Consider the following 25,467-nt stretch of genomic DNA (forward strand, 5'->3'; position numbering starts at 1 on the left):
CGTCACCGGTAGGAGATCGTGTCCTCGTTGTTGCCGACGTCCGGGTCCAGCAGGTTGTACCCACCCGGACCGGTCGCGGCGCCCCGCACCTCCGCCGTGCCCGGCGTCAGCCTGGCACCCGGGGGCAGCCGCACCCCGAGGCGGACGACCAGCTCGCCCCCCGCCTCGACCGGGCCCAGCTCGCAGCTCAGCGGCGGCCGGTACCGCCCGGGGTCCGGGCCGCAGCCGGACCAGGCGGAGCCGTGCGGCAGCAGGGCCACCGGCAGGTGGAGCGTGACGGGCACCGCGTCGGCCCGCCGGTCTCCGAGGTTGCGGATCCGCACCTGGATCTCGCCGACCCGGGAGCCGTCGGTCGGGTCGTCGGCCAGGACCAGGTCCTTCGCGGTCACCGCCAGGTCCGTGGAGTACGGGTTCGGGCCGAACGCGGTCGGCCCCTCGACCTGCGTGAACCGCTCGCCGGTCCAGCGGTAGCCGCGCCACTGCCGTTGTGACCAGTCGCCCGGCCAGCCGCCGCCCGGCGCCAGGTCGGCGACCTGCACCCGGACGACGCCGTCGACGCGCACGTTCAGCCCGGTCAACCATTGCGGCTGATCGATGGTGCTCGCCGTGATCCGGCCGACCGTGACAATCCGGCCCGCGTCGTCCCGGTCGAACGCGACGGCCTGCTGGGGGCCACCGCTGCCCAGCGCGCACCGGATCAGCGCCACCGTCTCGGCCGCCCCGTCGCCGTCGACGTCGCCGGTCTCGACCTCCGCGATGGCGTTCGTCCCCTCCCGGGCGCCGCGGGCCTCGGCGGCCAACCGGACCCCGTCCGTCGGGCAGGCCGGGCCGGGCCGCCACGCCGGCAGGTCGACGCGGGCGGCGGCCAGCTGCTCCCGGCTGATCCGCCCGTCCGGAGCCGTCCGGCTCGGGCTGGCGGTCGTCGGCGAGGGCGCCCCGGTCGGGTTCGGCGAGCCGCTGGGCGTGGGTGTCGGGCTCGCGCTCGGCGTGGGGCGTACCGGCTCGGGTGGTGGACCGGAGCGGTCCAGGGCCGCGTACCCGACGGCGGGCCCGCCGAGCAGCGCCACGGCCGTCGCGGCGGCCGTGGCGAGATGGTGGCGCCGCCGGCGCCGTACCGTCCGACGGACCTCCGCCGGCCCCGGCACCTCGACCTCGGCCAGCATCGTCCCGCGGTACCGGGTGAACTCCCCGGCGAGGTCGACGTTCCCCGACTCAGACATCTCCCACCTCCTCGGCGCTGTCGCGCAGGTGCGCGGCGAGCGCCAGTCGACCCCGGTGCAGCCAGGACTTGACCGTGCCCTCGGCGACCCGTTCCTGGGCGGCGATCTCGGCGACCGAGAGGTCGGCGAGATAGTGCAGCACCACGGCCCGGCGCTGCCGGTCCGGCAGCTTCGCCAACGCGGTGTCGATCGCCACCCGGTCCGGCGTCGGTCCGGCGACGTGCGTCTCCCGCTGCCGCAGCAGGTACGCCTGCGCGGTGCGCAGCCGTCGCCACCGGTTGTGGCCGAGGTTCCAGGCGACCCGCCGTACCCAGGCCAGCGGATCGTCGTAGCCGGCCACCCGGTCCCACCGCGCGAACGCCTTGCAGAAGGCCTCCTGCACCAGGTCCTGCGCATGGCCGCGGTCCCCGGTGTAGGCGGCGAGCTGAACGACCAGACCCCGGAAGTGGGCGTGGTAGAAGTCGTCGAAGATCAGCTCGGACCGGTCGGACGCCGCCTCCCGAAGTGGGTCCGGCGGCGGCTCGCCCACCCGCACGTCTTTCGTCACACTCATTCGTCCTCCCCGTGGCGGTCGCGGCGCCGTGCACCTCGACGAAGGTCAGACAACCGGACGGTGGGGAAGGTTGCGGGCTCCTGCCGTCGGACTCGGGCTGTCCCTCCGCGCGACCCACTGCGCGGAGAGGGTGCGGCAGCTGTGATTGACTGTCCGTGAGGGTCAGGAAGGGGGCGGTCGTGCAGGTGCCGGGAGTGCTCGGCGAGCCGATCCGGTTCGTGCTGAACTGGGGCCGTCGCTACTCGCTCTGGGTGTTCAACTTCGGCCTGGCGTGCTGCGCGATCGAGTTCATCGCGACCAGCATGGGCCGGCACGACTTCATCCGGCTCGGCGTGATCCCGTTCGCGCACGGCCCCCGGCAGGCCGACCTGATGGTGGTCTCCGGCACGGTGACCGACAAGATGGCGCCGGCGATCAAGCGGCTCTACGACCAGATGCCCGAGCCGAAGTACGTGATCTCCTTCGGCTCCTGCTCCAACTGCGGCGGCCCGTACTGGGACTCGTACTCGGTGACCAAGGGGGTCGACCAGCTCATCCCGGTCGACGTCTACGTGCCCGGCTGCCCGCCCCGGCCGGAGGCGCTGCTGCACGGCATCCTCAGCCTCCAGGAGAAGATCGCCGCCGAGCAGTCGGGCGTCGGTGGGGTGCCCCGCCCCGACCCGCTCGCCGCGCCGGCGGACGTCGCCCCGGCCGACGGCGCGCCGCGCCCGGTGGAGTCGCTGACCGCCCCGCCGGTACGCCCACCCGCTGGCTGAACCGCCGTACCCGACCTGCCTGCCGACCTGCCCGCTCGGCGGAGCGCCACGGTGGCGGGCGGGGGTTAGCCTGCGCTCCATGACCCAGCCCGCGGACCGGCGGTCCGCCCACATCGTCGACGTGCTCACCGAGGAGTTCGGTGAGTCGATGGCGCTCGACCCGGCGGCGTTCCGCCGCAAGTTCCGCAAGATGGCGGCCTCCCCGTTCGCCTTCTACCGGGGCAGCGCGGCGCTCTTCTACGCCGACCAGCGCGGCGACTTCGCCGACGACGCGTTCCTCGACGAGCGGACCAGCCGGGTGTGGATCCACGGCGACCTGCACGCGGAGAACTTCGGCACCTACATGAACGCCTCCGGGCAGCTCGTCTTCAACGTCAACGACTTCGACGAGGCGTACGTCGGGCCGTTCTCCTGGGACCTGAAACGCTTCGCCGCCAGCGTGGCGCTGCTCGGCTACGCGAAGGCTCTCTCCGACCGGGCGATCAGCGACCTGGTCGACGTCTTCGCCCGGTCGTACCTGGCGGAGCTGCGGGGGATCGCCACCGGTGGGGACGACGCGATCGGCTCGATCACGCTGGACACCGCCGACGGCGTGCTGCTCCGGGTGCTCCAGCAGGCCCGGCTGAACACCCGGGTCGAGCTGCTCGCCACGCAGACCACGATCGACAACTACGAACGCCGGTTCTCTCTGGTCGAGGGCGTATTCGAGATCGACTCCGAGACCCGGGAGCGGGTCTGCGCCGCCTACCGGGACTACCTCGCCACCCGGCCGGAGTCCGCCCGGCGGCTGCGCCCGGTCGCCGCCGTCATCAAGGACGTGGTGCTGCGCAAGGGGGTGGGCATCGGCTCGGCCGGGCTGCCCTCGTACAACCTGCTGCTGGAGGGGCACACCCAGGCCTTGGAGAACGACGTCGTGCTCTACATGAAGCAGGCGCAGGTACCCGCGGTGGCGCGGCACATCGACGACGAACGGGTCCGCGGCTACTTCCGGCACCAGGGGCACCGCACGGCCGAGTCCCAGCGGGCCCTCCAGGCGTACGCCGACCCGTGGCTGGGCTTCACCGAGCTGGACGGGGTCGGCCAACTGGTCGCCGAGATCTCCCCGTACGCGGCCGACCTGGAGTGGGCCGACGTCAACGAGGCGGAGGAGCTCAGCGGCGTGCTGTCGCACCTGGGTCGGGCGGTGGCCCGGATGCACTCGGTCGCCGACGACGAGTCCAGCCACGACCTGGTCGACTACTCCACGGAGGAGGCGATCGTCGCGGCGGTCGACGCCGACAGCGACGGCTTCGTCGCGCACCTGGTCGACTTCGCGCACGCGTACGGCGTCCGGACCCGGGAGGACCACCAGCTCTTCGTGGACCTGTTCCGCAACGGCCGGCTCCCCGGCATCTGAGCGGCCCGACGCGGCGGCTCAGGCGGTGAAGTCCAGCACCACCTTGATGTCGTCGCTGGCGTGGGTGTACGCGTCCAGGTACCCCGACACCGGCACCCGGCGGGTGACCAGCGCGTTCAGCCAGGACTGGTCGCCCTGGGCTAGCGCCTGGGCGGCCAGCTCCCAGTGCCGGCGGTTGGCGTTGACCGAGCCGAAGACGACGCTGTTCTCCAACACCATCGAGCGGCTGAACGCACCGGCGTCGAAGTCGATGGCCCGGCCGCCGCTGGAGACGCCGGTCAGGCAGACGATGCCGGTCGGCCCGACCTTGCACATCGCGTCCAGCACCACGACGGGGGCGCCGGTGCACTCCACCACCACGTCCGGTTGGAGATCCAACTCGGCCACCGGCACCGTGTGGTACGTCGCGCCGAGCCCCCGCACCAGGTCCGGCTTCGGCCCGGTGGTGTTCCGGTCGAGCACGTGCACGGTCAGCCCGCGCTGGGTGGCGAGCAGCGCGGCGAGCAGGCCGATCGGTCCTGCCCCGGTGATCAGCGCGGTCTGCGGCTGCCACAGGGCGCGGGCGCCGATCTGATCGATGTGGTCCCACGCCTTCGCCACCACGCTGGTCGGTTCCAGCAGCATCCCGACGGAGGCGAGGGCCGGGTCCAGTGGAATGGCGTACTTCGGCTGGATCCGCCACCGGTCCCGGACGAAGCCGTGGAGGCCCTTGATGCCGTGCTCGGTGTACTGCCCGTTGCGGCACATGTCCCACTCGTCGACCGCGCAGTTCGGGCAGGGGACCGGGTCGGGGCGCCGCACCACGCCGGCGACCAGGTCGCCGGGTTGCAGGGTGCCGGTCGGGTCCTCCAGCACGCGGCCCAACGCCTCGTGCCCCAGCACGAGGCGGTCCTGGTCGGGCGGGGCCTCCCCGTAGGCGCCGGAGACGATCTCGAGGTCGGTGCCGCAGATCCCCACCGCCAGGGCTTCGACCAGGATCTCGCCCTCCTCGGTGGGCGGTTCCGGCCAGTCCTCGACCAGCCGCAGCGAATCGGGCATGCCGGGAGAGACAGTCACAGCTCGCACGCCCTCATCCTTCCCGGTCGGGCGGTCGCCCGCCGGGCAAAGCGGCAGATGCTCCCGCCGGGCGGCCCGACCCGGTCCCGGGCCGTCGGCCCTAGGATCAGCGGCATGACTCCGGAAGAGGTCGGCCAGCGGATGGTCGCGCTGCTCGCGCCGGTGGAGGCCACCGCGTCGGTCTCCGGCGGCCAGGGGTACGCCCGCGCCACCGTCGACGTACCCCCCGCCGCCTGGGCGGACGCGCTGCGCGCGGCGCGCGACGACGCCGAGCTGGGCTGCGACTTCTTCGACTGGCTCTCCGCCGTCGACGAGCTGGCCGCCGGCTTCGACGTGGTGGCGCACCTCTGGTCGACCACCCGCCGGCACGGGGTGCTGCTGCGCACCCGGGTGCCCCGCGAGTCGCCGACCGTGGCGTCGGTGGTCGACGTCTACCCCGGCGCCGCCTGGCACGAGCGGGAGACGTACGAGATGTTCGGCATCGACTTCGCCGGCCACGGCGACCTGGCGCCGCTGCTGCTGCCGCCGGAGTTCGAGGGGCATCCGCTGCGCAAGGAGTTCGTCCTCGCCTCCCGGGTGGCCAAGCCGTGGCCGGGCGCGAAGGAGCCGGGCGAGTCGGAGGCGGGCGGCGGTCGCCGCCAGATCCGGCCGCCGGGCGTGCCCGCACCCGGTGAGTGGGGTGGCACGCCCACCCCGGCCGGCGCGGCGGGGGTGGGCGAGGGGCCGCGCGGCGGCGCCCCGGCCCGCCCGGCCCGGGAGCGGCCCGCTCGGCCCGCCCCGGGGGCGGCGCGTACCCCGCGCCCCGCGGCGACCGGCGACGGCCCGGCTCCCGACGGCGGCCCGGCCGGGGAACGGCCGGCGGGCGACGAGGGGGGTGCGGCCTGATGCCGCTGTGGTTGGAGCTGGTGATCCGGGTCGGCGGCGTGCTGGTCGCCTTCCTCACCCTGCCGCTGCTGGTCGGCCAGGCCGAGCACAAGGTGATGGCGCACATGCAGGGCCGGCTCGGTCCGATGTACGCCGGCGGCTTCCACGGCTGGGCGCAGCTCATCGCCGACGGGGTGAAGTTCGTGCAGAAGGAGGACGTCACCCCGCGCGAGGCGGACCGGGCGGTGTTCCGGCTCGCCCCGGTGGTGGCCCTGGTGCCCTACCTGCTGGTGCTGCTGGTGATCCCGCTCGGCCCGGACGACCTGGTCGGGCAGCCGCTGGACATCGGCCTGTTCTTCGTGCTCGCCGTGGTGGGCGTGGGCGTGGTGGCGGTGCTGATGTCGGCCTGGGCGTCGGCCAACAAGTACAGCCTGCTCGGTGGCCTGCGCGGGGCGGCTCAGCTGCTCGGTTACGAGCTGCCGCTGGTGCTGGCCGCCGCCTCGGTGGCGATGGCGGCGGGCACGCTCAGCCTCTCGGGCATCGTCGAGGCGTGGCAGCCGTGGTGGCTGATCTGGCAGGCGCCGGCGATGTTCGTCTTCTTCGTGGCCGGGCTGGCGGAGATCCGGCGACCCCCGTTCGACATGCCGGTCGCCGACAGTGAGCTGGTCTTCGGCTACATGACCGAGTACACCGGCCTGCGCTTCGCGTTCTTCCTGCTCGCCGAGTACGTCGGCATCGTGGTGATCGCCGCGCTGACCACGGTGCTCTTCCTCGGTGGCTGGCAGGGTCCGTTCGCCGACGGCCAGCTCGGCTGGCTCTGGACGCTGCTGAAGGTGTTCGCGGTCTCCTTCGTGATCATCTGGCTGCGGGTGTCGTACCCGCGGCTGCGCGAGGACCAGCTGCAACGCCTCTGCTGGCTGGTGCTGGTGCCGCTCTCCCTCGCCCAGCTGGTCCTCACCGCCGCCGTCCGCGTGGCCCTCTGACCGGTCCCGCCCCGCCCGCTGGCCCGGCCGGCGGCCCGCCGCACCGCGCCCGAGATCCACTCGCCTTGCGGCGGGTCGGGGTGTCCGAGCGCCCGGACACCCCGACCCGCCGCAGAGCGTGCGTGCCGGCAACGCGCCCCGCGCCGCCGTCAGCGCAGCGGGGTGTGGGCGGGGTCGACCCGTTCGGCGGGCGGCGGGGGCGGCGGGGGAGTGCCGTCGCCGAAGGGGCGGCCGCCGAGGGTCTCCCGGCCGTGCGGGGTGAGCCAGTTCGACAGGTCGGGGCCGAGCGGCACCACGCCCGTCGGGTTGACGTCCCGGTGCACCTCGTAGTAGTGCCGCTTGATGTGGTCGAAGTCGACCGTGTCACCGAACCCCGGGGTCTGGAACAGGTCCCTCGCGTACGCCCAGAGCACCGGCATCTCGCTGAGCTTCTGCCGGTTGCACTTGAAGTGGCCGTGGTAGACCGCGTCGAAGCGGACCAGCGTGGGGAAGAGCCGTACGTCCGCCTCGGTGATCGTGTCGCCGACCAGGTACCGCTGCCCGGCCAGCCGCTCGGTCAGCCAGTCCAACCGGTCGAAGAGCCGGTGGTACGACTTCTCGTACGCCTCCTGGCTGCCGGCGAAGCCGCACCGGTACACGCCGTTGTTGACGTCCCGGAACACCACGTCGTTGACCTCGTCGATCTCGGCGCGTAGCGGCTCCGGGTAGAGCTGCGGCGAGCCCTGCCGGTGGTGCTCGGTCCACTCGGTGGACAGGTCGAGACTCATCTGGGCGTAGTCGTTGGTGACCACCTGCCCACTCGGCACGTCCACGATCGCCGGCACGGTGATGCCCCGCTCGTAGCCCGGGAAGCGTTTGAAGTACGCCTCCTGGAGGCGTTCGATGCCGAGCACCGGGTCGCGCCCGCCCGGGTCGAGGTCGAACGTCCAGCTCCGGGCGTCGTGCGTGGGCCCGGCCACCGCCATCGACATCGCGTCCTCCAGCCCGAGCAGCCGCCGGACGATGATCAGCCGGTTGGCCCACGGGCAGGCGCGGCTGACCACGAGCCGGTACCGCCCGGTCTCCACCGGCCAGCCGTCCCGGCCGTCGGCGGTGACCCGGGTGGCGATGTAGCGCTGGTCGCGGGTGAACTCCTTACCCGGCTCGACGTACTTGCCGCCGGTCGTCGTACCTGTTTCCTCGCCCACGTCGCCCCCTTGTTGTGCCGGTCTCTCCCGCCCATCTTCGCGGATCACCGGCCGCTTGGTCCGGGGAGTGCCGACTAGGCTGCGCGGATGGCGGACGTGGAGGCGGCGGCGCGGCGGTTCGTCGCCGACGTGTGGAACGGCGGGCGGGAGGAGTCCGCGTACGAGCTGGTCGGCGAGGAGTGCCCGGGGCTGGGCGGGACCGGCCCGGAGGCGACGCTGGCCTGGCACCGGGACCGCCGGGCGGCCTTCCCCGACCTGCGCTACAAGCTGGTGGACGTGGTGGCCGCCGGGGACCGGGTGGCGCTGCGCTGGCGGGCCGCCGGCACCCAGGTCGGCCGGTTCGGGCCGGTGCCGCCGACCGGCCAGGTGGTCAGCTACTCGGGCGCGACGTTCCTGCGCTTCGACGGGCGGGGGCGGATCGTGGACGTGTGGAGCGCCAACGAGCTGTTCCAGCTCCTCCAGCAGCTCGGCGTCGAGCTGCTTCCTCCGCTCAGCGGCCGCGCGGAGTGAGCCGACTCAACGGGATGTCCATCTCCCACGGCTCGGGCAGCAGGATGCCGTCGGTCATCCGGGCCCGCTCGACGTAGACCCGCTTCATCGGATCGAGCTTGTGCGCGTGTACGACGATGCCGTTCTCGGTCTCGATCCGCCAGAAGTACGGGATGTCCGCCTCGGCGTACAGGGCGGGCTTGAGGACCCGGTCGACACTGCGGGAGCCCTCCGACACGATCTCGACCACCAGCAGCACCTCGTGCGGGCGGTAGTGCGACGGATTCCGCGCGGCGGCGTCGAGCTCGGTGACCAGCACGTCCGGGATGAAGGACCGGGTCCGGGAGAGCCGCACCTCGACGGCCTGGGTGACGTCGAGGTCGGCGGGGCAGCTCTCTTGCAGGGCTGCGCCAAGCTGCAGCGCGATGGACTGGTGGAGTCGCGTGGGGGAGCGCGACATGAGCAGGGTTGCGTCCAGGAGTTCGTGACGGCGGCCGTCGACGGGCAGGCGGTCGAGGTCGTCGGTCGTCCACTCGCCCGACGGCGGAAAGTCGTCGTGCAGCGCGGCGGTCATCGACGGGCCCTTCCCGGTCGGTCGTTCTCCCCGTCCGTAGGGTACCGCCGCCAAGAGGTGGGTGGCGCTCGCGCGCGCCGGGGTCACAGGGCAGGATGAGCGGCATGACTGAGCGCAGCGGCTTCCCCGGCGAGGGGCTGGTGAAGGGGCTGGCGGTCACGTTGAAGACGATGACCAGCCGGTCGACCACCCAGCAGTATCCGGACGTCGCCCCCGAGCTGCCGCCCCGGTCGCGCGGCGTGATCGCGCTGTTGGCGGAGAACTGCACGGTCTGCATGCTCTGCGCCCGGGAGTGCCCGGACTGGTGCATCTACATCGACTCCCACAAGGAGGAGGTGGCGGTGCCCGGCGCCGCCCGCCCCCGCCAGCGCAACGTGCTCGACAAGTTCGACATCGACTTCTCGCTCTGCATGTACTGCGGCATCTGCGTCGAGGTCTGCCCCTTCGACGCGCTCTACTGGTCCCCGGAGTTCGAGTACGCCGAGTACGACATCAAGAACCTCCTGCACGACAAGGACCACCTCGGCCAGTGGATGGGGACCGTTCCGCCGCCGCCGGCGCACGACCGTAACGGCGAGCCGGCCAAGGAGGAGGCGACCGCCGCGCGCAAGGCCGGGGCCCCGACCAGCTCCGCCGCCCGTCCCACCGTGGTACGCCCCGAGCCCGGCCCCGCCGCCGACGGAGGTACGACCCCATGACGGGTGCGGACGTGCTGCTGCTCGCGCTCGGCGTGGTGGCGGTCGGGGCGGGCGTGCTCGTGGTGAGCACGAAACACCTGGTCCGGGCGGGCCTCTACCTGGTGGTCTGCCTCGGCGCGCTGGCCGGCGACTACCTGGTGCTCACCGCCGAGCTGGTGGCCTGGGTGCAGGTGCTGATCTACGTCGGCGCGGTGGTGGTGCTGCTGCTCTTCGCGGTGATGCTCACCCGCGCCCCGATCGGCGCCTCCGACGACCTGGACCGCCCCGGCTGGCCGGCCGCGCTGATCGGTGGGGGCAGCGGGCTCGGCCTGGCGGTGCTGCTGGTCGACGCGTTCCGCTGGTCCCGGGTGGAGCTGCCGGCCGCGGGCACCGCCGAGCGCCTGGGCGAGCAGGTCTTCCGCTCCTGGGTGCTTCCCTTCGAGGTGCTCTCCGTGCTGCTGCTGGCCGCCCTGGTCGGGGCGATCATCCTGTCCCGCCCCGACATCGGCCGCCGCCCCGACCGGGCCGCCACCGAGCAGGGCGGTCGCCGGTGAGACCGGTCATCCCGTACGTCACCGCCGCGCTGCTCTTCGGCCTCGGCGGGTACGGCGTGCTGCGCCGCCGCAACGCCGTGCTGGTGCTGATGGCCGTGGAGTTGATGCTCAACGCGGTCAACCTGATCCTGGTCACCGCCGACACCACCGTCCGGGCCCAGTTGCCGCACGGCGGGCAGGTCTTCGCGCTCTTCGTGATCGTGCTGGCCGCCGCCGAGATCGGCGTCGGCCTCGCCATCGTGCTCCAGCTCTACCGGCTCAAGGCGAGCGTGGCGGTGGACGAGGTGCCGCTGACCGAGGCGCCGACCCCGGCGCTGGCGGCGGCCGGGGACGCCGACCGGGCGGAGGGGGAGCGGTGACCGGGCTGCTCGGGGCCGCGCTGCCGGTCGTACCCCTGCTCGCCGGCCTGATCGGCCTGCTGCTGCCGCCGTCACCGCGCGGCGCGACCACCGGTGAGGACCGGGCCCGGCGGGCGGCGATCGCGCTCGGCGTGACCGGCGCGGCCGGCGCGCTGCTGATCGCGCTCGCCCTGCTGGCCCGGGTCGGCGACCCGGTCGACACCGCCACCACCTGGGTCGACCTGGGCGGGCTGCGGGTCACCCTCGGGGTGCGGCTGGACGGCGCCACCGCCCTGGTCGCGGTCGCCGTGACCACGGTGGCCCTGGCCGTGCAGGTCTACTCGACCGCCTACCTCAGGCGCGGCCCGCACGACGACGTCGAGGTCGACCACCGCTACCCGCCGTACGCGGCGCAGATCAGCCTCTTCACCGCGGCGATGCTGCTGGTGGTGGTCGCCGGTGACCTGGTGCTGCTGCTGGTGGGCTGGGAGGTGATGGGTCTCTGCTCCTACCTGCTCATCGCGCACGACCGCCGGCTGCCCGAGGCGCCGGCCGCCGCGATGAAGGCGTTCCTGGTCACCCGGGTGGGTGACGTCGGTTTCCTGCTCGGCATCGCGCTGCTCGGCGTCTCGGCGGGCAGTTTCCGGATCGCCGACGTGCTCGCCCACGACCACGCCGCCGGCACCCTCACCGCCGCCTGCCTGCTGCTGCTCGCCGGGGTGGCCGGCAAGAGCGCCCAGTTCCCGCTGCACACCTGGCTGCCGGACGCGATGGCCGGTCCCACCCCGATCTCCGCGCTGATCCACGCCGCCACCATGGTCGCCGCCGGCGTGTACGCGGTGGCCCGGCTCTTCCCGCTCTTCGCGGCCGCCCCGACCGCGCTGGCCGTGCTCGGGGTGATGGCCTCGGTCACCCTGCTGCTCGGGGCGTTCGCGGCCACCGCCCAGGACGACCTCAAGCGGGTGCTGGCCTGGTCGACGGTCTCCCAGATCGGCTACATGACCGGGGCGCTCGCGGTGGGCGCGCCCGCCGCCGCACTGTTCCACCTGCTCACCCACGCGGCCTTCAAGGCGCTGCTCTTCCTCGCCGCCGGCGCGGTCATCCACGCCGTCGGCACCACGCTGATGTCCCGGATGGGTGGGCTGCGCCGCGACATGCCGGTCACCTTCTGGTGCACGCTGGTCGGTCTCGGGGCGCTGGCCGGGGTGCCGCCGCTGTCCGGCTTCTGGAGCAAGGACGGTGTGCTCGCCGTCGCGGAGGCCGCCGCGCTGGATGGCGCCGGCCCGGCCCCGGCCTGGGTGGGCTGGCTGGTCTGGCTGGCCGGGCTGGTCGGCGTCGCCGTCACCGCCTGGTACGCCACCCGGCTGCTGCTGCGCACGTTCCTCGGCGAGGCCCGGACACCGCTGCTCGCGCCGCACGACCCGCCGGCGGCGATGCGCTGGCCGGTGCTGCTGCTGGCGGTTCCGGCCGCGCTGCTGGGGCTGGCCGCCTTCCTGCCCGCGTTCGCCGATCGGCTTCGCGCCCCGGCGACCGGGACGGAGAGCGACGTCGAGCTGGTGCACCTGGGGCTCGCGCTGCTGCTGCCGACCCTGCTGCTGCTGGTCGGGGCGGGGCTGGCGTGGGCCGGCTGGCGGCGCGACCCGGCCGCCGACCCGGCCCGCGCGCTGGGCCCGCTGCGGCCGGTCCTCGCGGCCGCGTTCCGGCTCGACGACGTCCAGCACGCCCTGGTCGTACGCCCGGCGACGGCGCTGGCCCGGGTCACCCGTACCGGTGACGAGGTGGTGGTGGACGGCGCGGTGGAGGGCAGCGGTCGGGGTGCTGTCGGCCTCGGCGGTGGCCTGGCCGCGCTGCACCGCGCGGCGCTGCCCCGCGCGGCGGCGGCGGTGCTGGCCGGCGCGCTGCTGGTCGGCCTGGCCGCCGTCCTGATCGGAGGGCAGCCGTGAGCGCGAGGAGTGAGCCGGGTCTGCGAGCCCCGCAGTCGCGAACGAAGGTGGCGCCGTGAGCGCGAGGAGTGAGCCGGGTCTGCGAGCCCCGCAGTCGCGAACGAAGGTGGCGCCGTGAGTCTCGGAGAACTCCTGCTGGTCGCGGTCCTGGCGCTGCCGGCGGTCGGTGCGGTGCTGGTGGCCGCCACGCCCCGGGACCGGGCGGCCCGGATCGTGGGCACGGCGGTGGCGGCGCTGACCCTGGTGGCGGCGGTACTGCTGCTGGTCGGGGAGCACGGCTGGTTCGGCTACGGCCCGGCCCCGGCGGTGCGGCCCTGGCACCGGCTCGACCTGCCCTGGGTACCCGGCCTCGACCTGCGCTTCCACCTCGGCGTCGACGGGATCTCCTGGCCGTTGGTGGCGCTGACCGCCCTGCTCACGCTGCTCTGCTGCGGCTACACGGTGTGGAAGGTGCCCGCCGGCGGGAGAGGGCGCACCCTGGTGGCGCTGCTGCTGGTGGTCGAGGTGGGCATCCTCGGCACCTTCCTCGCCCTCGACCTGGTGCTGTTCTTCCTCTTCTTCGAGGTCGTCCTCCTGCCGATGTACGCGATCATCGCGGGCTGGGGCGGCGGGGACCGGCGCCGGGCGGCCCGGAAGTTCGCGCTCTACACGCTCCTCGGCTCGGTGCTGCTGCTGGTCGGCGTATACGTGGTGGTGGCCGCCGCCGGCACCGCCGACATCGTCGCGCTCACCGGCGGGACGGGGCTGTCCCGGGGCACCCAGTTGGCCGCGTTCACCCTGCTGGGGCTCGCCTTCGCGGTGAAGGCCCCGCTCTGGCCGCTGCACTCCTGGCTGCCCGACGCGCACACCCAGGCACCCACCGTCGGCAGCGTGATCCTCGCCGGGGTACTGCTCAAGATGGGCACGTACGGCCTGATCCGGGTCGCCGTCGGGGTCGCGCCCGAGGGCGCCCGCTGGGCCGCGCCGGTGCTGGGTGTGCTCGCCGTCGCGGCGATCCTGATCGGCTCGCTGGTCTGCCTGGCGCAGGACGAGTTGAAACGGCTGATCGCCTACTCCAGTGTCGGGCACATGGGCTTCGTGCTGCTCGGAGTGGCCACCCTGACCGCGACCGGCATCCAGGCGGCGCTGATCGGCAACATCGCGCATGGCGTGATCACCGGTCTGCTCTTCTTCGTCGCCGGGGCGGTCAAGGACCGTACCCACACCGGATCGCTGGCCGAGCTGTCCGGGCTGCGGGAGACCGCGCCCCGGCTGGCCGGTCTGCTCGGCTTCGCCGCGGTCGCCTCGCTCGGCCTGCCCGGGCTGGCCGGGTTCTGGGGGGAGGCGTTCGCCGTGTTCGCCGCCGTCCGGCGGGGCGGACCGCTCTGGACCACCCTGGCGGTGCTGGCCGCGGTCGGCGGAGCGCTCACCGCCGCGTACTTCCTGCGGCTGCTGCGGCAGGTCACCCACGGCCGGCCCAGCCCGGCGGTGGGGCGGCTCACCCCCGGCCTGGCCGGGGCCGAGCTGACCGCCTGGGCCCCGCTGGTGCTGCTCGCCCTGGCGGTGGGCCTGGCGCCGACCCTGGTGCTCGGCTTCGCCACCGGCCCGGTGGACGCCCTGGTGGAGGTGCTCCGGTGAGCGCGAGGAGTGCAGCGCAGCGGAGCCCCGCAGTCGCGAACGAAGGTGGGCTTCCAGTGAGCGCGAGGAGTGCAGCGCAGCGGAGCCCCGCAGTCGCGAACGAAGGTGGGCTTCCGGTGAGCGCGAGGAGTGAGCTTGCGAGCCCCGCAGTCGCAAACGAAGGTGGGCTCCGGTGAGTCTCGTGCAGAGCGTGGACAGCGTGGCGTTGCTGCCGGCGTACCTGGCCGCCGGCACCGCCGTACTCGTGCTCCTGGCCGACCTGCTGGTCGCGCGGGCCGGCGCGACGGTGGCGGTGGCCGCCGCGGGCGCCACCGCCACCGCGATCGGGTCGGCGCTGGTGGGCGCGGGGGGGACCCGGCGGACGTTCTGCGTCGGGGGCGACTGCTCGTGGATGTTCGACGGCCGGGCGGCCCTCGTCGCCGTGGTCTTCGCGTTGCTCACCCTCGGCGTGCTGGGGCTCTCCGGTCCGCTGCTGCGCCGTGGACCGACGCCGGTGGGGGAGTACTGCTTCCTGCTGGCCTGCTCGATGACCGGCGGCGTGGTGCTCGGCGCGGCCGGGGACCTGATCACCCTGATCGTCGCGCTGGAGACGCTCACCCTGCCGATCTACGTCCTGGTCGGGCTGCGTCGGGGCAGCCTGGCCAGCGCGGAGGCCGCGGTGACGTTCTTCGTGGTGAGTGTGGTGGCGACCACCCTGACCCTGCTCGGGGCGGCGCTGCTCTACGCGGCCACCGGCGGGCTGCACCTGGACCGGCTCGGCGTGCTTCTCGCGCCCCGGCCCGACCTGCCGCTGGTCACCGCCGCAGTGGTGCTGGTGGTGCTCGGGCTGGCCTTCAAGGTCGCCGCGGTGCCGTTCCACGCCTGGGCCCCGGCCACCTACGACGGCGCTCCGCTGCCGGTGGCCGCGTACCTCTCCACCGCCTCCAAGCTGGGCGGGGTGGTGGCCCTGCTGGCGGTCGTCCAGCGGGCGCTGCCGGCGGATATCACCGGTCCGGCGCTCGCCCTGCTCGCCGTGCTGACCATGACCGTCGGGAACCTGGTGGCGCTGCGCCAGCGGCGGACGGTCCGGCTGCTCGCCTGGTCGTCGGTGGCGCAGGCCGGCTACATCCTCGCCCCGCTCGGCGCGCTGGCGCTGACCGCCGGACGCACCGAGGAGGCCCGCACCGGGGCATACGCGGCCGCGGTGGCGTACGCGGTCTTCTTCGTCCTGCTGGAGCTGGCCGCCTTCGCGGCGCTGGTGGCGCTGCGCCCGGCCGGCGCGGACGGCGGCACGGTGGACGACCTGCGCGGCGCGGCCCGCCGGCACCCGTGGGTGGGCGCGGCGCTCGCGCTGGCGTTGATCGGGTTGGCCGGGCTGCCGCCGGGCCTGGCGGGGCTCTTCGCCAAGGTGACCGTGGTCCGCTCGCTGCTGGACGGCGGTGCCGGCTGGCTGGCCCTGGTGGTGGCGGTCAACGCGGTGATCGGCCTGGCCTACTACCTGCGCCTCACCGCCACCCTCTACGCCGCCCCCGACGGGGCTCCCGCGACCGACCCGGCCGGTGCGCCGGTCCCGGCCGTCGGTTCGGCCGTCGCGCGCCCGGCCTGGACGGTCACCGTGGCCCTGGCCGCCGCGACGGCGGTGGCCGTGGTGGTCGGCTTCGCTCCGCAGCTCGTGCTGGACCTCGCCGCCCGCTGACCCCGTCCCCACCCGATCTGCCCCGCCGCCCCGGTTTGCGGCGTGTCGCGGTGTCCCGGGGGAGGGATACCCCGACACGCCGCAAATGGCGCCCGCCAGCCGCGCCCGCCTGGCGCCAGGGCGGTGCTGGCAGCGCGCCCGCAGCGACCTCCAGCCAACTCACAGTCATGAGCAGGATGGTTGCCGGGTACCGGAGTGTTGGACCGGTCAGCGGACCCCGCGTGGTTCGCGCACCGAAGGAGCGATCGTGCATCACAACCGTCTGAAGACCGCAGCCCTGCTGGGCCTGCTGACCTCGCTGATCATCGCGGTCGGCTACTGGTTCGGTGGGAGCGGCGGCCTCGTCATCGCCGTCGTCGTCTCGTTGCTGATGAACGGTGTGACCTATTTCTTCTCCGACAAGCTCGCGCTGCGCTCGATGCGGGCGCAACCGGTCAGTGAGGCGGAATTCCCCGAGCTGTACCGGATGGTCCGCGAGCTGGCCACCGAGGCGCGGCAGCCGATGCCCCGCCTGTACGTCAGTCCGACCGCGCAGCCCAACGCCTTCGCGACCGGGCGTAACCCGGCGCACGCGGCGGTCTGCGTCACCCAGGGCATCACGGAGATTCTGGACTACCGCGAGCTGCGCGGGGTGATCGGTCACGAGCTGTCGCACGTCTACAACCGGGACATCCTCATCTCCAGCGTGGCGGCCGGTCTGGCCGGCATCGTCACCGCCCTGGCGAACATCGCCTGGTTCATCCCGCTGGGCGGCGGGGACGACGAGGACGCCCCGAACCCGGCGGTGCTGCTGCTCACCCTGATCCTCGGTCCGATCGCGGCCACCGTGATCCAGCTGGCGATCAGCCGGAGTCGGGAGTTCCAGGCCGACGCCTCGGGCGCCCAGCTCACCCGGGACCCGCTGGCCCTGGCCAGCGCACTGCGGAAGATCCACATGGGTACCCAGAGCCGGCCGCTGCCCGCCCAGGGCCAGCTGACCAGCACCGCCCACCTGATGATCGACAACCCGTTCAAGCGGGGCGGCGGGGTCGCCGCGCTCTTCTCCACCCACCCTCGAATGGAGGAGCGGGTGGCCCGGCTGGAGCAGTTGGCCGGCAACACCGGCCCCGTGCAGTTCCAGCGCTGACGCCCCACGCACGACCCGTCCGCCCGTGTCCGGTCCGCCGGACACGGGCGGATCCCTGTGTACGGGGTGGACGTCATAACCGTTTTCCGCGCGTACCCGTGCGGCATTAGGGTCGGATTGTCTCCCACCCGTCACATCCTCCGGAGGTCGACCGTGGCCGCACTGCGCCAGTACCTGACGGTCTGGCGGATCCCCGGCGCGCCGATGCTGCTGATCCTCGGCATGGTCGGGCGGCTCGGCATCGGCATGACCCCCCTGGCCCTGCTGCTGGTGGTCGAGCAGGTGACCGGCCGGTACTCGCTCGCCGCGGTCGCCGGCGGCATCTACGCGCTGTGCGGCGCGGCGCTCAGCCCGGTCGCCGGCCGGATCGCGGACCGGGCCGGACCCAGCCCGGTGCTGCTCGCCACCGCCGTCGCCCACCCCCTCGCCCTGCTCGGACTGCTCTGGGCCAGCCGCGCCGAGGCGGGCAACCTCGGCCTGATCTACCTGGCCGCGGGTGTCGCCGGGGCCACCTTCCCGCCGCTGACCGCCGCGATCCGGGGCACCTGGAACGACCTGACCGGCCCGGCCTCCGGGCGGTACCACCTGCGCAACACCGCGCTGGCCGCCGAGACCTCGCTCTTCGAACTCGTCTTCGTACTCGGGCCGCTGCTGGTGGCCGCCTTCGTGCTGGTCGCCGACGCGGCGGCCGCGCTGGTCGGCGCCGCCGTGGTCACCCTCGTCGGCACCGGCGCGGTGGCGCTCGGCCGGGTGATGCGCGGTTGGCGGCCGCACCCGCACGGGCACCACACCAAGGGTCTCGGTCCGCTGCGGGTGGGTGGCTTCCCCGCGCTGCTGGTCTGCGTCGCCAGCCTCGGTATCTCGTTCGGCGCGGCCGGGGTGATCGTGCCGGCGTTCGCCGGCGGCCAGCCCACCGACGACCCGGAGAGCCTGGCCGGCCTGCTGCTGGCCGTCTGGGGCGTGGGCAGCGCCGCCGGGGGCGTCTGGTTCGGGGTACGGAAGCCGGCGGCGAACATGACCCGTCAGTTCGCGGTGCTGCTCGGCGGGGTGGCCGGCAGCTTCGCCGTCTTCGCGGTGATGCCCAACGCGTGGGGGCTGGGCGTCGCGCTGCTGATCGGCGGGGCCACCATCGCGCCCGCGCTGATCCTGGAGAACACCCTGGTCGGGCGGATCGCCCCGACCAGCATGCTGAACGAGGCGTACACCTGGGTGGTCACCATGTCGGTGGCGGCCAGCGCCGCCGGCGGCGCGGTGGCCGGCCTGATCGTGGACCACGCCGGTGGCGTGCCGTGGGCGTTCCTCTTCGCCGGTGCGGCGGTCGCGGTCGGCGCCGCGGTCGCCGCGCTGCCCGGCGGCCCGATCACCCGCGCGGAGGCCGTCGCGGTCCGCGCCGAACAGCCCACGCTCGTCTGACCGTCACCGTCGTCCCGGGTACGCGTCGAGCGGCCCTCCCCGACCGGGGAGGGCCGCTCGACGGGTGATCGTCGCCACCGGGTGCCTCATCCGCGGCGGGGTGGGTACAGCGCTGTCATGTTCCTCTTCTTCTCGAACCGGGTCGGATGCCTCGGCTCGATCCTGATCAGCGTGATCCTGACCGTGGTGCTGCTGTTGATCTTCGCGACCTGAGCTGCGGGGCGGAGGGGTGTTCCGCTCCGCCCGTCCCGCGCTACCTGTAGTTGGTGAACTGGAGGGATACCGCCCACTAGCAGCCACATCGCCACCATGATCGCCGCTAGGCCGTCGCCAGGCCGTCCGAGGATGACCCGAGCATCTTGTCCACAGCCCGTCGCGTGCGGTCCTCACTGGTGGGCATCAGGTGGGTGTAGGTGCGCGGGCTCGGTGGCTCCCCGCTGTCGCGGGGCGGCCGGAGAGGCTGGCGGCGCGGACGGTTCCCTGGGATTAGCGTTCGTTGTACCGACTGGGCAAGCCGCCTTGGGATGCTGCCCAATCACGGCTGGGCGCAAGGGGCCGAGCGTACCGCGCTCACCCGCCCGCGTTGATCTATGTCCTGTCGGTTCCCGACACGACGGCGCGTCCTTGTCGCCATGCCGGCGAACCTCTTACCTCTAGTCGAGGGCGGTGTTCGGCAGATCGCACTCGCCTAGACCAGCGTCGTGATTTACTGCACGCATGGAGTGGCGCCGGTCACGGGATGTGGGGGCAACTCCTCGGGAGATTCTCAACATCGAGACCCTACCCGCAGATCGATGATGGAGGCAGTGCCCGGATCCGGCGGAGACGCCACGAAGCGTAAACGCGGTCCCTTCGCCATCATTTTGACGCTTGGTGGTTTGGCGACCGCCGTGGCCGCCATCGTTGGGCTGGTCTTCCTCCTTAAGCCCGCTTGGAAACCTGGCTACTCCCCACCACCAAAGTCCGGCGAGGTAGGACTGGTCACCGTCGCACGAGGAAATCCTGCGACGATGCACGTTCGCCTTCAAATAAAGGGATTCCACAGGGAGAAGTGCAAGCTGCACTACTCGGTCCTCTATAAAGATCCTATGGGAGGGGTGCCAGTCGAAGGCTTCAAAGAGTTGCCGGGAGCAGAGGTGACGCCCAAGAGCGACGATGACAGCCGCACCGTGGCGTTCAAAATTAGTCACCCAGGCGTGAAGGGCGCGTACAGGACATTCGTTCAATTGCGTGATCCTGACGGTGGTGTGCTGGACCAAGATTACGGTCCTGATCTTTGGGTCTACTAGCTCAGGTGACCCGCTCCGGGAATCGTCGTATGGGCGGCTTGCTGATCAGGCTTTGTCTTTTTATACCGCGCCCTTGCGGCGTGACCATGTTGGTCCTGACCGACAAGGATCAGCGTCACCTAGCACTAAGGCAAGGTGCGACTCACCGCCATTGAGGCGCCGTGACAAGACGTCCTAACGTGCCGCTGACCGCGCCTCTGACGAGCCATCGTGTCCGCCCGGCTGAGTAGTAGCTCGATGTAACAGCGGCAGTCCATCGAGCGGAAACCCGTAACGCGTCAAGTGGAACCAATCTGTCACGCATCTAGTGGACGACAGCCGGCTGCCGGCGGAGTTGTTCAAAGTTTCTGTACGTCTTCAAGGCGGCCCTGAACGGGCCGCACGCGCCGCCGCCTGGGCGCGCGTCCGACGCTCCGCTGTCGCTCCACGCCGGCCACGCAACACGCCCGGCGGCTGGCGCGGGGAGCGGAAGCCCGGAGGGGCCGCCGCAGACGGAGTGGCTCAGAGAGTGGTGGAGGTCCGTCGCCGGCAGCCGGCCGCGCCGCGCCCGAGCAGCGCGGCGCACAGAGGGCGCGCGCCGGGTCCGCGCGGCAAGCCCCAAGCATGGGGGCGGTGTCCGCGCGGCGGCATGCCGGTCGCCCAGGAGCCGGCTCCACAGCCGCTCAGGGTCAGGTCAACTGCTCACCTGGGAGGGGGAGGGGTGGCCGCCGGTGGCCACCTCCGACCCCAGGAGCCGGGTCCGCGCCTGGCGAGGTTAGGTCAACTGCGCCACTGTGGCGGTGTCCGCGGGGGGCGCGGTCCGCGACACGAGAGCCGACTACTCAGTCTGTTCCGGCAGCGTCCGTACGTGCGTCAAGGTCCGCTTGACGTCGCAGGCCGGGCGGCGGCCCGCTCCATGGGAGGGCGGATCGGCGGCAGACAGGATGGGGACATGGCCGGACTAATACTGGGGGTGTGGAGATGAGCTCGTACGCGGACGTGAACGTGGTCTGGGCGGGAACGTCGCCGACCTCGGGGCGGTTCCTCCTGGCCGAGATCAAGTCGACGGCGGCTGAGCTGTTCGACCGCTTCGGGGAACTCAGGTCCCGAGGGGAGGGGTATCTGGAGGTCCGGATGCCTGATCGAGACTTCCCACTGCTCACCGTGGGCTTCCGGGGGGAGCATGCAGTGATCCACCTTGCTGATGCGCCAGAGTCAATGTCGCTCCTTCAGGGGGATAACTCGGTGCCCTTCGATGAGGCTGTCGAGGTCCCCGTCATGGACGATCCCGTCGAGTTCACCGGCCATTTCGTGTCATCGGTGGACCATGCGTGCTGGATCTTGCAGGAGTTCGTGCGAACCAGTGGGTGCCCAACTGGGTGACGATCGGTGCGAACAACGACGGACGACCTTGGACGACAGCGGACCCTTGCAGCAGGTCATCCGGCCTTGGGATGCTGTTTGCCGCCCGTGGTGGTTCGTTCACACAGAACGGGTCAAGACACACCCGGCTGCCCTAGCTCATGCTTGCGCGCCATACTCCCGGGGTGAGTTACGACTTGGCGGTGTGGGAGGGTGAGCGGCCCACGGACGACGCAGCTGCGGCCCTGAGACGCAGCTGCGGCCCTGATCTTCGAGTAGCTGTACAGCAAGTACCTTGAGGATGAGTGGCAGACGCCGCCCACGCCCCGCATCGCCGCTTACGTAGAGGCGTTGCTCGAACGCTGGGTGGATCTGACCCAGGACGACGAAGAGGACGCAAGCCCGTTCGCTGCAGGCCCCGTCCGGGACGAAGCCTCCGGCCCGATCATCTACTTCGCCATGAGCTACAGCCGCGCTGATGAGGTGTCGGCTGACGCCGCACGGCTGGCAGCCGAGCACGGACTCATCTGCTTTGATCCTCAGTTCAGTCGATTGCGGCCCACGCCTGACGCGGGCTGAGTGACTAACTGGGTGACGATCACGACGGACGCCGGTGGACATGCATGCACTGCCGGGGACCATCGCAGCGGCTCGGGCGGGGCACCCCCGCTGGTCAACGGGCTGTGTTGGTTGCCTGGGGGTCAAGGAGTCGGTGGCTCTGGTGCTAGGTCGGGGCAGGCCAAGAGGTAGCGTGACGCCTCGCCCGATGGTCGCAGGGGCGACGCTGTTTGCTTAGGGGAAAAATAAATCAACCGCCATCGACCAAAGGGCATGCAATGGTCCAGCGTCACCATGATGACCCCGAAGTGACGATCTCCCTCGACCGTGCCATCGAGATCGCCCGCGACCTGGAGTGCATCGTCGTCTCGCTCGACAGAATCGGATCCCGCCAAGCAGGCGGCGTGGCTGACGCGGAGACGGTGGACCGCTTTCTCACGGATTGGCGAGTTGCGCAGCGCCTTGCGCGGGCACGTGGGGTCATGTGGGACGCCATCGCAACGGTAGTCGGTGAAGAGGTCGTTGAGGAGATCGCCGGTAGGGTGCTGCGGTTCCCAGGGCAGCCTCCGTACGACGAAGGGCTGAGCTCCCGATCCAGTCACGGCCAACATGCCAGGCCGTCGCCAGGCCGTCGAGCGCCAAACAAGAGCGACCAATGACGACCAGTGGCGACGGTGTCTGCCTAGGTGACAAGGCGTGGCCGGCCGATGACCAGGCCGGCCGGGGCCTGCTTACCTGTAGTTGGTGAACTGCAGGGCGACCCCGAAGTCCTCGCCCTTGAGCAGGGTGATGACGGCCTGGAGGTCGTCCTTCTTCTTGCCGGTGACCCGGAGCTGGTCACCCTGGATCTGCGCCTGGACGCCCTTCGGGCCCTCGTCGCGGATCTTCTTGCTGATCGCCTTCGCCTTGTCCGTCTCGATGCCCTGGATCACCTTGGCGTCGATCTTGAAGATCTTGCCGGAGGCGCGGGGGTCGCCGGCGTCCAGCGACTTCAGCGAGATGTTCCGCTTGACCAGCTTCTCCTTGAAGACGTCCAGCGCGGCCAGGACCCGCTCCTCGGTCTCCGCCTGGAGGCTGATCGCCTCCTCGCCCGACCAGGAGATCTCGGCGCCGGTGCCGCGGAAGTCGAACCGCTGCGCGAGCTCCTTCTCCGCCTGGCGGAGGGCGTTGTCGACCTCCTGGCGGTCGACCTTGCTCACGATGTCGAACGACGGGTTCGCTGCCATGCTCATGCTCCTGCTGTCCGGCGGTCAAGGCTGTTCCGTCGTGCGCTGACCAGCGGCACGACCCCCTGACGGTACCCGGTTGCGACGCCCCGGGGGGCGACCGCTATCCTTGCTTCCGCTGCCGCGTTGCGACGCGGTGGTGACGCCCTGGCGGGTTGCCCGAGCGGCCAATGGGAGCGGACTGTAAATCCGTCGCGAAAGCTACAGAGGTTCGAATCCTCTACCCGCCACCAGGTGCGAAAGCGGCCCCTGATCAGCAGAAATGCGATCAGGGGCCGATTTTGTTGAGTCCTTCGTAGAGGCCTCCGACCACGCGGAATCACCCACGAGTGGCGAGAAGTCGCAGCCCGGGCTTGCAGCTGGTACCCAGGTACAGGCTTACCGTCGGGGTATGGGTGACCACCACACCACGACGGACGACGCCTGGGCGCCGGATGCCTGCACGCTGCCGACGGCTGAACGGCCGCTGCGGCTCGCCGAGTTCGATCAGTTCTTCACCGAGGCGGTACGGGGCGTCGACCGGCTGTCGGCGCGGCATCTGCGGTTGCAGCTCGACGGCGCGGAACAGGTCGAGAAGACAGCCCGGGATCTGACGGAGCGGGAGTCGTCCTGCTGCTCGTTCTTCGCTTTTGACCTCTCCCGGTCCGGACCGGATGCGCTGGCGTTGGACATCCGGGTACCGGCGGCCCACGTCGACGTGCTCGACGCCCTCGCCGAGCGGGCGGTGTCTGTTCGGAATCAGAGGTGACCGGGTCGGGACTGCGGAGCGGCCAGCTCGCCGACGCCGCCGGGGTCAACCAGCAGACGCTGCGCTACTACGAGCGCCGGGGCCTGCTCGACCCACCGCCGCGGTCGCCGGGTGGGCACCGGCTCTACCCGGCCGAGTCGGTCACCCTGCTGCGGGTCATCAAGACCGCGCAACGCCTCGGCTTCACCGCCAACGAGGTCGCCGACCTGCTCGACGCCGGCCGGCACCAGCATCGCGGTCGGCCGGACAGCGGCCTACCGGCGAGTGCCAGGGAAAAGCTCGTCGAGGTGGAGCGGAAGCTGGCCGACCTGACCGTCATCCGTGACACCCTGCGGGCCGCCATCTCGGCCGGTTGTGACGACCTGACCACCTGCGCCGGCAGCTCCTGCTGCCCCCTGCCCTTCGCTGAACTCGGGTGCGCCGAAGTACCGGCCGGCCAGGGTGTCGAAGACTCCGCCTGATCGCCGATGATCTCCACGGGTCGGGAGATGGCATGGTTGACGCCGCATGAACGACCGATCGGCCATGCGCTGGGGTGACCCGTGGCGGTGAGGAGCGGTGGGGCTCACGGCGGGGTCACCTGAAGCCCCGGAAGACACCGTCGCTGCGGTGCGCTGCCCTCGCGAACTCGAAGAAGTCCATGTTGGCGATCGACAGGTTGTTCTCTATCGAGTGCAGCTCCTCGGGCACGACCCGGAACGGTTCCGCGGCGTCCCGCTCGTTGAGGCCGATGGCGAGGATGGGATGTTCCGGTGACGAGACGGTCACCGCGTCGACGACGAACACCACCGGGTGCTCGTACTCGTGGGGGTATGCGCGGGGGAAGGCGCGGACCAGCGCCGGCACGTCGAGGCGGACCAGCGTCCGGTCCTCGACAAATTCGACGTTGGCGGCGAAGCCTTCCTCCGTCTCCTCGGAGATGTCCTCCTGAAGTCGGGCCCAGAGCGCATCGTCGCTGAAGTCCGCACGGATCACCGGAACGCGGTCTGTGTCGGGCAGGCGGGCCATGGAGGCACTCCAAGCTGGTCGGGGTGGGTTCGACCTACGCCGCGACCGCTGATGCCCGCGGTTCGCGCCGGTCTCCGGGGAGGGTCGGGGTTCAGGGTTCGGGAGACTGAAGAGTTCGCAGGTCATGTTGTAGTACCGGTCGGTCGCCTCGTGGTGTCTCATCTCCAGCCGGCGGCAGACGCCCTGCGAGGCGACATTGTCGGGGTGGGTCACGGCGAGGACCGTCTGCAACCCGGCCTCGAAAGCGTGGCGCAGCACCAGCGCCGCCGCCTCACTGGCGTACCCGTGACCCCACGGCGAAAGTGTCGCGGGTGCGGTCTGGCGTTCTTGCCGTCACCCGAGGCATGCTGATGGCCGCGATTGTCGCCGGCTGCCCGCCGCTGGTGACGGTTCGTGACCGGCTGCGCTGTTCCGGTCCGGTGTCGCCGACCTGCTAGAGGGCGTCGTCCGGTGAGGGGAGATCAATCCGATCCGACCCGTTGCGTTGGCCGTCGAGGTGTCTGCGGCAATAGCCCGGCTCGCCGGTCCGGGAGGGGATCGCGGCTAAAGGCCGAACCCGCAGCATCTGTCTGCTGGTCGTACTACAGGGCCGCCCGTCTGGAGACCTGTCACCCGCCGTGTGATTCGGTCCGTGGGGGCTGTCCTGATGGGCCGTCCGTCCGCTTTGCGGGTCAGTCCGGTTGTGGCACCATCGTGGAATCTCCACCTCGCCGTGACACCCCTTTTGTCGACAGGAGTACCCATGTCTGGTCGAATGCTTGGCCGGCTGCTTGGCTCGCTTCTCGTGCTGGCCGCCCTCGTCGGCGGCTTCGGCGGTGTCGACCTGGGCGTTCCGGCGGAACCGCAGACGCTCGACATCATCTGGAACTGACCGGTT

General features: G+C 71.9%; 26 protein-coding genes, 1 tRNA gene and 1 pseudogene. 20 read left to right on the forward strand and 8 right to left on the reverse strand.

Translation table 11 applies throughout. The annotated features are described in order from the left end of the window. Positions 1-2: 2 nt before the first annotated feature. Together AC5L3Z_RS01005 and AC5L3Z_RS01010 are read right to left on the reverse strand one after the other, a co-directional pair. A complete protein-coding gene (locus AC5L3Z_RS01005) occupies positions 3-1,220 on the reverse strand; it encodes a hypothetical protein (protein ID WP_494838822.1) in 1,218 nt (405 codons plus the stop codon). Continuing rightward, positions 1,213-1,773 carry an RNA polymerase sigma factor gene (locus AC5L3Z_RS01010; RefSeq protein ID WP_494838824.1) on the reverse strand — a complete coding sequence of 187 codons (561 nt, stop codon included), beginning with the start codon at positions 1,771-1,773 and terminating at the stop codon, positions 1,213-1,215. The genes AC5L3Z_RS01005 and AC5L3Z_RS01010 overlap by 8 nt, the downstream gene beginning before the upstream one ends. Before the next feature lie 179 nt (positions 1,774-1,952). On the opposite strand from AC5L3Z_RS01010, the gene AC5L3Z_RS01015 reads away from it, so the two are divergent. Next, on the forward strand, positions 1,953-2,528 hold the full coding sequence (locus tag AC5L3Z_RS01015; protein WP_494839566.1) for an NADH-quinone oxidoreductase subunit B: 576 nt from the start codon (positions 1,953-1,955) through the stop codon (positions 2,526-2,528). A gap of 79 nt (positions 2,529-2,607) precedes the next feature. Further along, complete coding sequence (locus AC5L3Z_RS01020; protein WP_494838825.1) at positions 2,608-3,924, forward strand: DUF2252 domain-containing protein; 1,317 nt, start codon at positions 2,608-2,610, stop codon at positions 3,922-3,924. An 18-nt stretch (positions 3,925-3,942) separates the two neighbouring features. Here AC5L3Z_RS01020 and AC5L3Z_RS01025 read toward each other — a convergent pair whose 3' ends face one another. Then, complete coding sequence (locus tag AC5L3Z_RS01025) at positions 3,943-4,989, reverse strand: glucose 1-dehydrogenase (RefSeq protein WP_494838827.1); 1,047 nt, start codon at positions 4,987-4,989, stop codon at positions 3,943-3,945. 105 nt (positions 4,990-5,094) lie between these two features. On the opposite strand from AC5L3Z_RS01025, the gene AC5L3Z_RS01030 reads away from it, so the two are divergent. Beyond that, complete coding sequence (locus tag AC5L3Z_RS01030; protein ID WP_494838829.1) at positions 5,095-5,865, forward strand: NADH-quinone oxidoreductase subunit C; 771 nt, start codon at positions 5,095-5,097, stop codon at positions 5,863-5,865. Continuing rightward, positions 5,865-6,827 (forward strand): NADH-quinone oxidoreductase subunit NuoH, encoded by a 963-nt coding sequence (nuoH, locus tag AC5L3Z_RS01035; protein ID WP_494838831.1) that lies wholly within the window; start codon positions 5,865-5,867, stop codon positions 6,825-6,827. Before AC5L3Z_RS01030 ends, nuoH begins: the two co-directional genes overlap by 1 nt. 149 nt (positions 6,828-6,976) lie before the next feature. On the opposite strand, the gene AC5L3Z_RS01040 is transcribed toward nuoH, so the two are convergent. Beyond that, entirely contained in the window at positions 6,977-8,014 is a 1,038-nt protein-coding gene (locus AC5L3Z_RS01040) for a glutathione S-transferase family protein (protein WP_494838833.1), read from the reverse strand. Positions 8,015-8,101: 87 nt separating this feature from the next. Here AC5L3Z_RS01040 and AC5L3Z_RS01045 point away from each other — a divergent pair, with 87 nt between their 5' ends. Continuing rightward, positions 8,102-8,524 carry an ester cyclase gene (locus AC5L3Z_RS01045; RefSeq protein ID WP_494838834.1) on the forward strand — a complete coding sequence of 141 codons (423 nt, stop codon included), beginning with the start codon at positions 8,102-8,104 and terminating at the stop codon, positions 8,522-8,524. Here AC5L3Z_RS01045 and AC5L3Z_RS01050 read toward each other — a convergent pair. Next, positions 8,505-9,077 carry a Uma2 family endonuclease gene (locus AC5L3Z_RS01050; RefSeq protein WP_494838836.1) on the reverse strand — a complete coding sequence of 191 codons (573 nt, stop codon included), beginning with the start codon at positions 9,075-9,077 and terminating at the stop codon, positions 8,505-8,507. The two genes, AC5L3Z_RS01045 and AC5L3Z_RS01050, sit on opposite strands and share 20 nt — an antisense overlap. Before the next feature lie 95 nt (positions 9,078-9,172). On the opposite strand from AC5L3Z_RS01050, the gene AC5L3Z_RS01055 reads away from it, so the two are divergent. The 11 genes from AC5L3Z_RS01055 to AC5L3Z_RS01105 all read left to right on the forward strand — a co-directional run bounded on the left by AC5L3Z_RS01055 (position 9,173) and on the right by AC5L3Z_RS01105 (position 21,629). Next, positions 9,173-9,775: a NuoI/complex I 23 kDa subunit family protein gene (locus AC5L3Z_RS01055; protein WP_334615404.1), complete on the forward strand. Its 603-nt coding sequence runs from the start codon at positions 9,173-9,175 to the stop codon at positions 9,773-9,775. Further along, positions 9,772-10,308: an NADH-quinone oxidoreductase subunit J family protein gene (locus AC5L3Z_RS01060; protein WP_494838838.1), complete on the forward strand. Its 537-nt coding sequence runs from the start codon at positions 9,772-9,774 to the stop codon at positions 10,306-10,308. Before AC5L3Z_RS01055 ends, AC5L3Z_RS01060 begins: the two co-directional genes overlap by 4 nt. Further along, on the forward strand, positions 10,305-10,667 hold the full coding sequence (nuoK, locus tag AC5L3Z_RS01065) for an NADH-quinone oxidoreductase subunit NuoK (protein ID WP_494838840.1): 363 nt from the start codon (positions 10,305-10,307) through the stop codon (positions 10,665-10,667). Before AC5L3Z_RS01060 ends, nuoK begins: the two co-directional genes overlap by 4 nt. Beyond that, on the forward strand, positions 10,664-12,589 hold the full coding sequence (locus AC5L3Z_RS01070) for an NADH-quinone oxidoreductase subunit 5 family protein (RefSeq protein WP_494838842.1): 1,926 nt from the start codon (positions 10,664-10,666) through the stop codon (positions 12,587-12,589). Before nuoK ends, AC5L3Z_RS01070 begins: the two co-directional genes overlap by 4 nt. Positions 12,590-12,703: 114 nt before the next feature. Continuing rightward, entirely contained in the window at positions 12,704-14,206 is a 1,503-nt protein-coding gene (locus AC5L3Z_RS01075; protein ID WP_494838843.1) for a complex I subunit 4 family protein, read from the forward strand. A 172-nt stretch (positions 14,207-14,378) separates the two neighbouring features. Next, positions 14,379-15,881, forward strand: coding sequence for an NADH-quinone oxidoreductase subunit N (locus AC5L3Z_RS01080; RefSeq protein WP_494838845.1), 1,503 nt, complete (start codon positions 14,379-14,381; stop codon positions 15,879-15,881). 247 nt (positions 15,882-16,128) lie between these two features. After that, a complete protein-coding gene (gene htpX / locus AC5L3Z_RS01085) occupies positions 16,129-17,007 on the forward strand; it encodes a zinc metalloprotease HtpX (RefSeq protein ID WP_494838847.1) in 879 nt (292 codons plus the stop codon). A 153-nt stretch (positions 17,008-17,160) separates the two neighbouring features. Further along, positions 17,161-18,420 (forward strand): MFS transporter, encoded by a 1,260-nt coding sequence (locus AC5L3Z_RS01090; protein ID WP_494838848.1) that lies wholly within the window; start codon positions 17,161-17,163, stop codon positions 18,418-18,420. Between the two features lie 794 nt (positions 18,421-19,214). Then, a complete protein-coding gene (locus AC5L3Z_RS01095) occupies positions 19,215-19,709 on the forward strand; it encodes a hypothetical protein (protein WP_494838849.1) in 495 nt (164 codons plus the stop codon). Between the two features lie 960 nt (positions 19,710-20,669). Beyond that, on the forward strand, positions 20,670-21,071 hold the full coding sequence (locus tag AC5L3Z_RS01100; protein WP_494838850.1) for a hypothetical protein: 402 nt from the start codon (positions 20,670-20,672) through the stop codon (positions 21,069-21,071). A gap of 330 nt (positions 21,072-21,401) precedes the next feature. Further along, on the forward strand, positions 21,402-21,629 hold the full coding sequence (locus AC5L3Z_RS01105) for a hypothetical protein (protein WP_494838851.1): 228 nt from the start codon (positions 21,402-21,404) through the stop codon (positions 21,627-21,629). Between the two features lie 710 nt (positions 21,630-22,339). Here AC5L3Z_RS01105 and AC5L3Z_RS01110 read toward each other — a convergent pair. Then, positions 22,340-22,834, reverse strand: coding sequence for a YajQ family cyclic di-GMP-binding protein (locus AC5L3Z_RS01110; protein ID WP_494838852.1), 495 nt, complete (start codon positions 22,832-22,834; stop codon positions 22,340-22,342). A gap of 149 nt (positions 22,835-22,983) precedes the next feature. Here AC5L3Z_RS01110 and AC5L3Z_RS01115 point away from each other — a divergent pair. The 3 genes from AC5L3Z_RS01115 (at position 22,984) to AC5L3Z_RS01125 (ending at position 24,043) form a co-directional block, all read left to right on the forward strand. Beyond that, positions 22,984-23,067: transfer RNA gene (locus AC5L3Z_RS01115), tRNA-Tyr, on the forward strand. Between the two features lie 158 nt (positions 23,068-23,225). Further along, positions 23,226-23,582, forward strand: coding sequence for a hypothetical protein (locus tag AC5L3Z_RS01120; protein WP_494838853.1), 357 nt, complete (start codon positions 23,226-23,228; stop codon positions 23,580-23,582). After that, the gene (locus AC5L3Z_RS01125) at positions 23,579-24,043 is read left to right on the forward strand and encodes a MerR family transcriptional regulator (RefSeq protein WP_494838854.1); all 465 of its coding nucleotides are present in this window, start codon (positions 23,579-23,581) and stop codon (positions 24,041-24,043) included. The genes AC5L3Z_RS01120 and AC5L3Z_RS01125 overlap by 4 nt, the downstream gene beginning before the upstream one ends. A gap of 115 nt (positions 24,044-24,158) precedes the next feature. On the opposite strand, the gene AC5L3Z_RS01130 is transcribed toward AC5L3Z_RS01125, so the two are convergent. Both AC5L3Z_RS01130 and AC5L3Z_RS01135 read right to left on the reverse strand, forming a co-directional pair. Beyond that, positions 24,159-24,590 (reverse strand): DUF6924 domain-containing protein, encoded by a 432-nt coding sequence (locus tag AC5L3Z_RS01130; RefSeq protein WP_494838855.1) that lies wholly within the window; start codon positions 24,588-24,590, stop codon positions 24,159-24,161. A gap of 168 nt (positions 24,591-24,758) precedes the next feature. Then, positions 24,759-24,872 (reverse strand): annotated as a pseudogene (locus tag AC5L3Z_RS01135) (GNAT family N-acetyltransferase); the annotation flags it as partial. Between the two features lie 460 nt (positions 24,873-25,332). Between AC5L3Z_RS01135 and AC5L3Z_RS01140 the strand changes: the two are divergent. Then, positions 25,333-25,461 carry a hypothetical protein gene (locus AC5L3Z_RS01140; protein WP_494838856.1) on the forward strand — a complete coding sequence of 43 codons (129 nt, stop codon included), beginning with the start codon at positions 25,333-25,335 and terminating at the stop codon, positions 25,459-25,461. The last annotated feature ends 6 nt before the right edge of the window (positions 25,462-25,467 follow it).

This window comes from Micromonospora sp. LZ37 (assembly GCF_059359015.1).

Bases quoted from the DNA above. Each gene is read 5' to 3' on its own strand.
- AC5L3Z_RS01045 (WP_494838834.1), top strand. From the start codon at position 8,102: ATGGCGGACGTGGAGGCGGCGGCGCGGCGGTTCGTCGCCGACGTGTGG.
- AC5L3Z_RS01050 (WP_494838836.1), bottom strand. From the start codon at position 9,077: ATGACCGCCGCGCTGCACGACGACTTTCCGCCGTCGGGCGAGTGGACG.
- nuoH (WP_494838831.1), top strand. From the start codon at position 5,865: ATGCCGCTGTGGTTGGAGCTGGTGATCCGGGTCGGCGGCGTGCTGGTC.
- AC5L3Z_RS01095 (WP_494838849.1), top strand. From the start codon at position 19,215: ATGATGGAGGCAGTGCCCGGATCCGGCGGAGACGCCACGAAGCGTAAA.
- AC5L3Z_RS01140 (WP_494838856.1), top strand. From the start codon at position 25,333: ATGTCTGGTCGAATGCTTGGCCGGCTGCTTGGCTCGCTTCTCGTGCTG.
- AC5L3Z_RS01020 (WP_494838825.1), top strand. From the start codon at position 2,608: ATGACCCAGCCCGCGGACCGGCGGTCCGCCCACATCGTCGACGTGCTC.
- AC5L3Z_RS01010 (WP_494838824.1), bottom strand. From the start codon at position 1,773: ATGAGTGTGACGAAAGACGTGCGGGTGGGCGAGCCGCCGCCGGACCCA.
- AC5L3Z_RS01030 (WP_494838829.1), top strand. From the start codon at position 5,095: ATGACTCCGGAAGAGGTCGGCCAGCGGATGGTCGCGCTGCTCGCGCCG.
- AC5L3Z_RS01130 (WP_494838855.1), bottom strand. From the start codon at position 24,590: ATGGCCCGCCTGCCCGACACAGACCGCGTTCCGGTGATCCGTGCGGAC.
- AC5L3Z_RS01005 (WP_494838822.1), bottom strand. From the start codon at position 1,220: ATGTCTGAGTCGGGGAACGTCGACCTCGCCGGGGAGTTCACCCGGTAC.
- AC5L3Z_RS01110 (WP_494838852.1), bottom strand. From the start codon at position 22,834: ATGGCAGCGAACCCGTCGTTCGACATCGTGAGCAAGGTCGACCGCCAG.
- AC5L3Z_RS01055 (WP_334615404.1), top strand. From the start codon at position 9,173: ATGAGCGGCATGACTGAGCGCAGCGGCTTCCCCGGCGAGGGGCTGGTG.
- AC5L3Z_RS01060 (WP_494838838.1), top strand. From the start codon at position 9,772: ATGACGGGTGCGGACGTGCTGCTGCTCGCGCTCGGCGTGGTGGCGGTC.
- AC5L3Z_RS01100 (WP_494838850.1), top strand. From the start codon at position 20,670: ATGAGCTCGTACGCGGACGTGAACGTGGTCTGGGCGGGAACGTCGCCG.
- AC5L3Z_RS01120 (WP_494838853.1), top strand. From the start codon at position 23,226: ATGGGTGACCACCACACCACGACGGACGACGCCTGGGCGCCGGATGCC.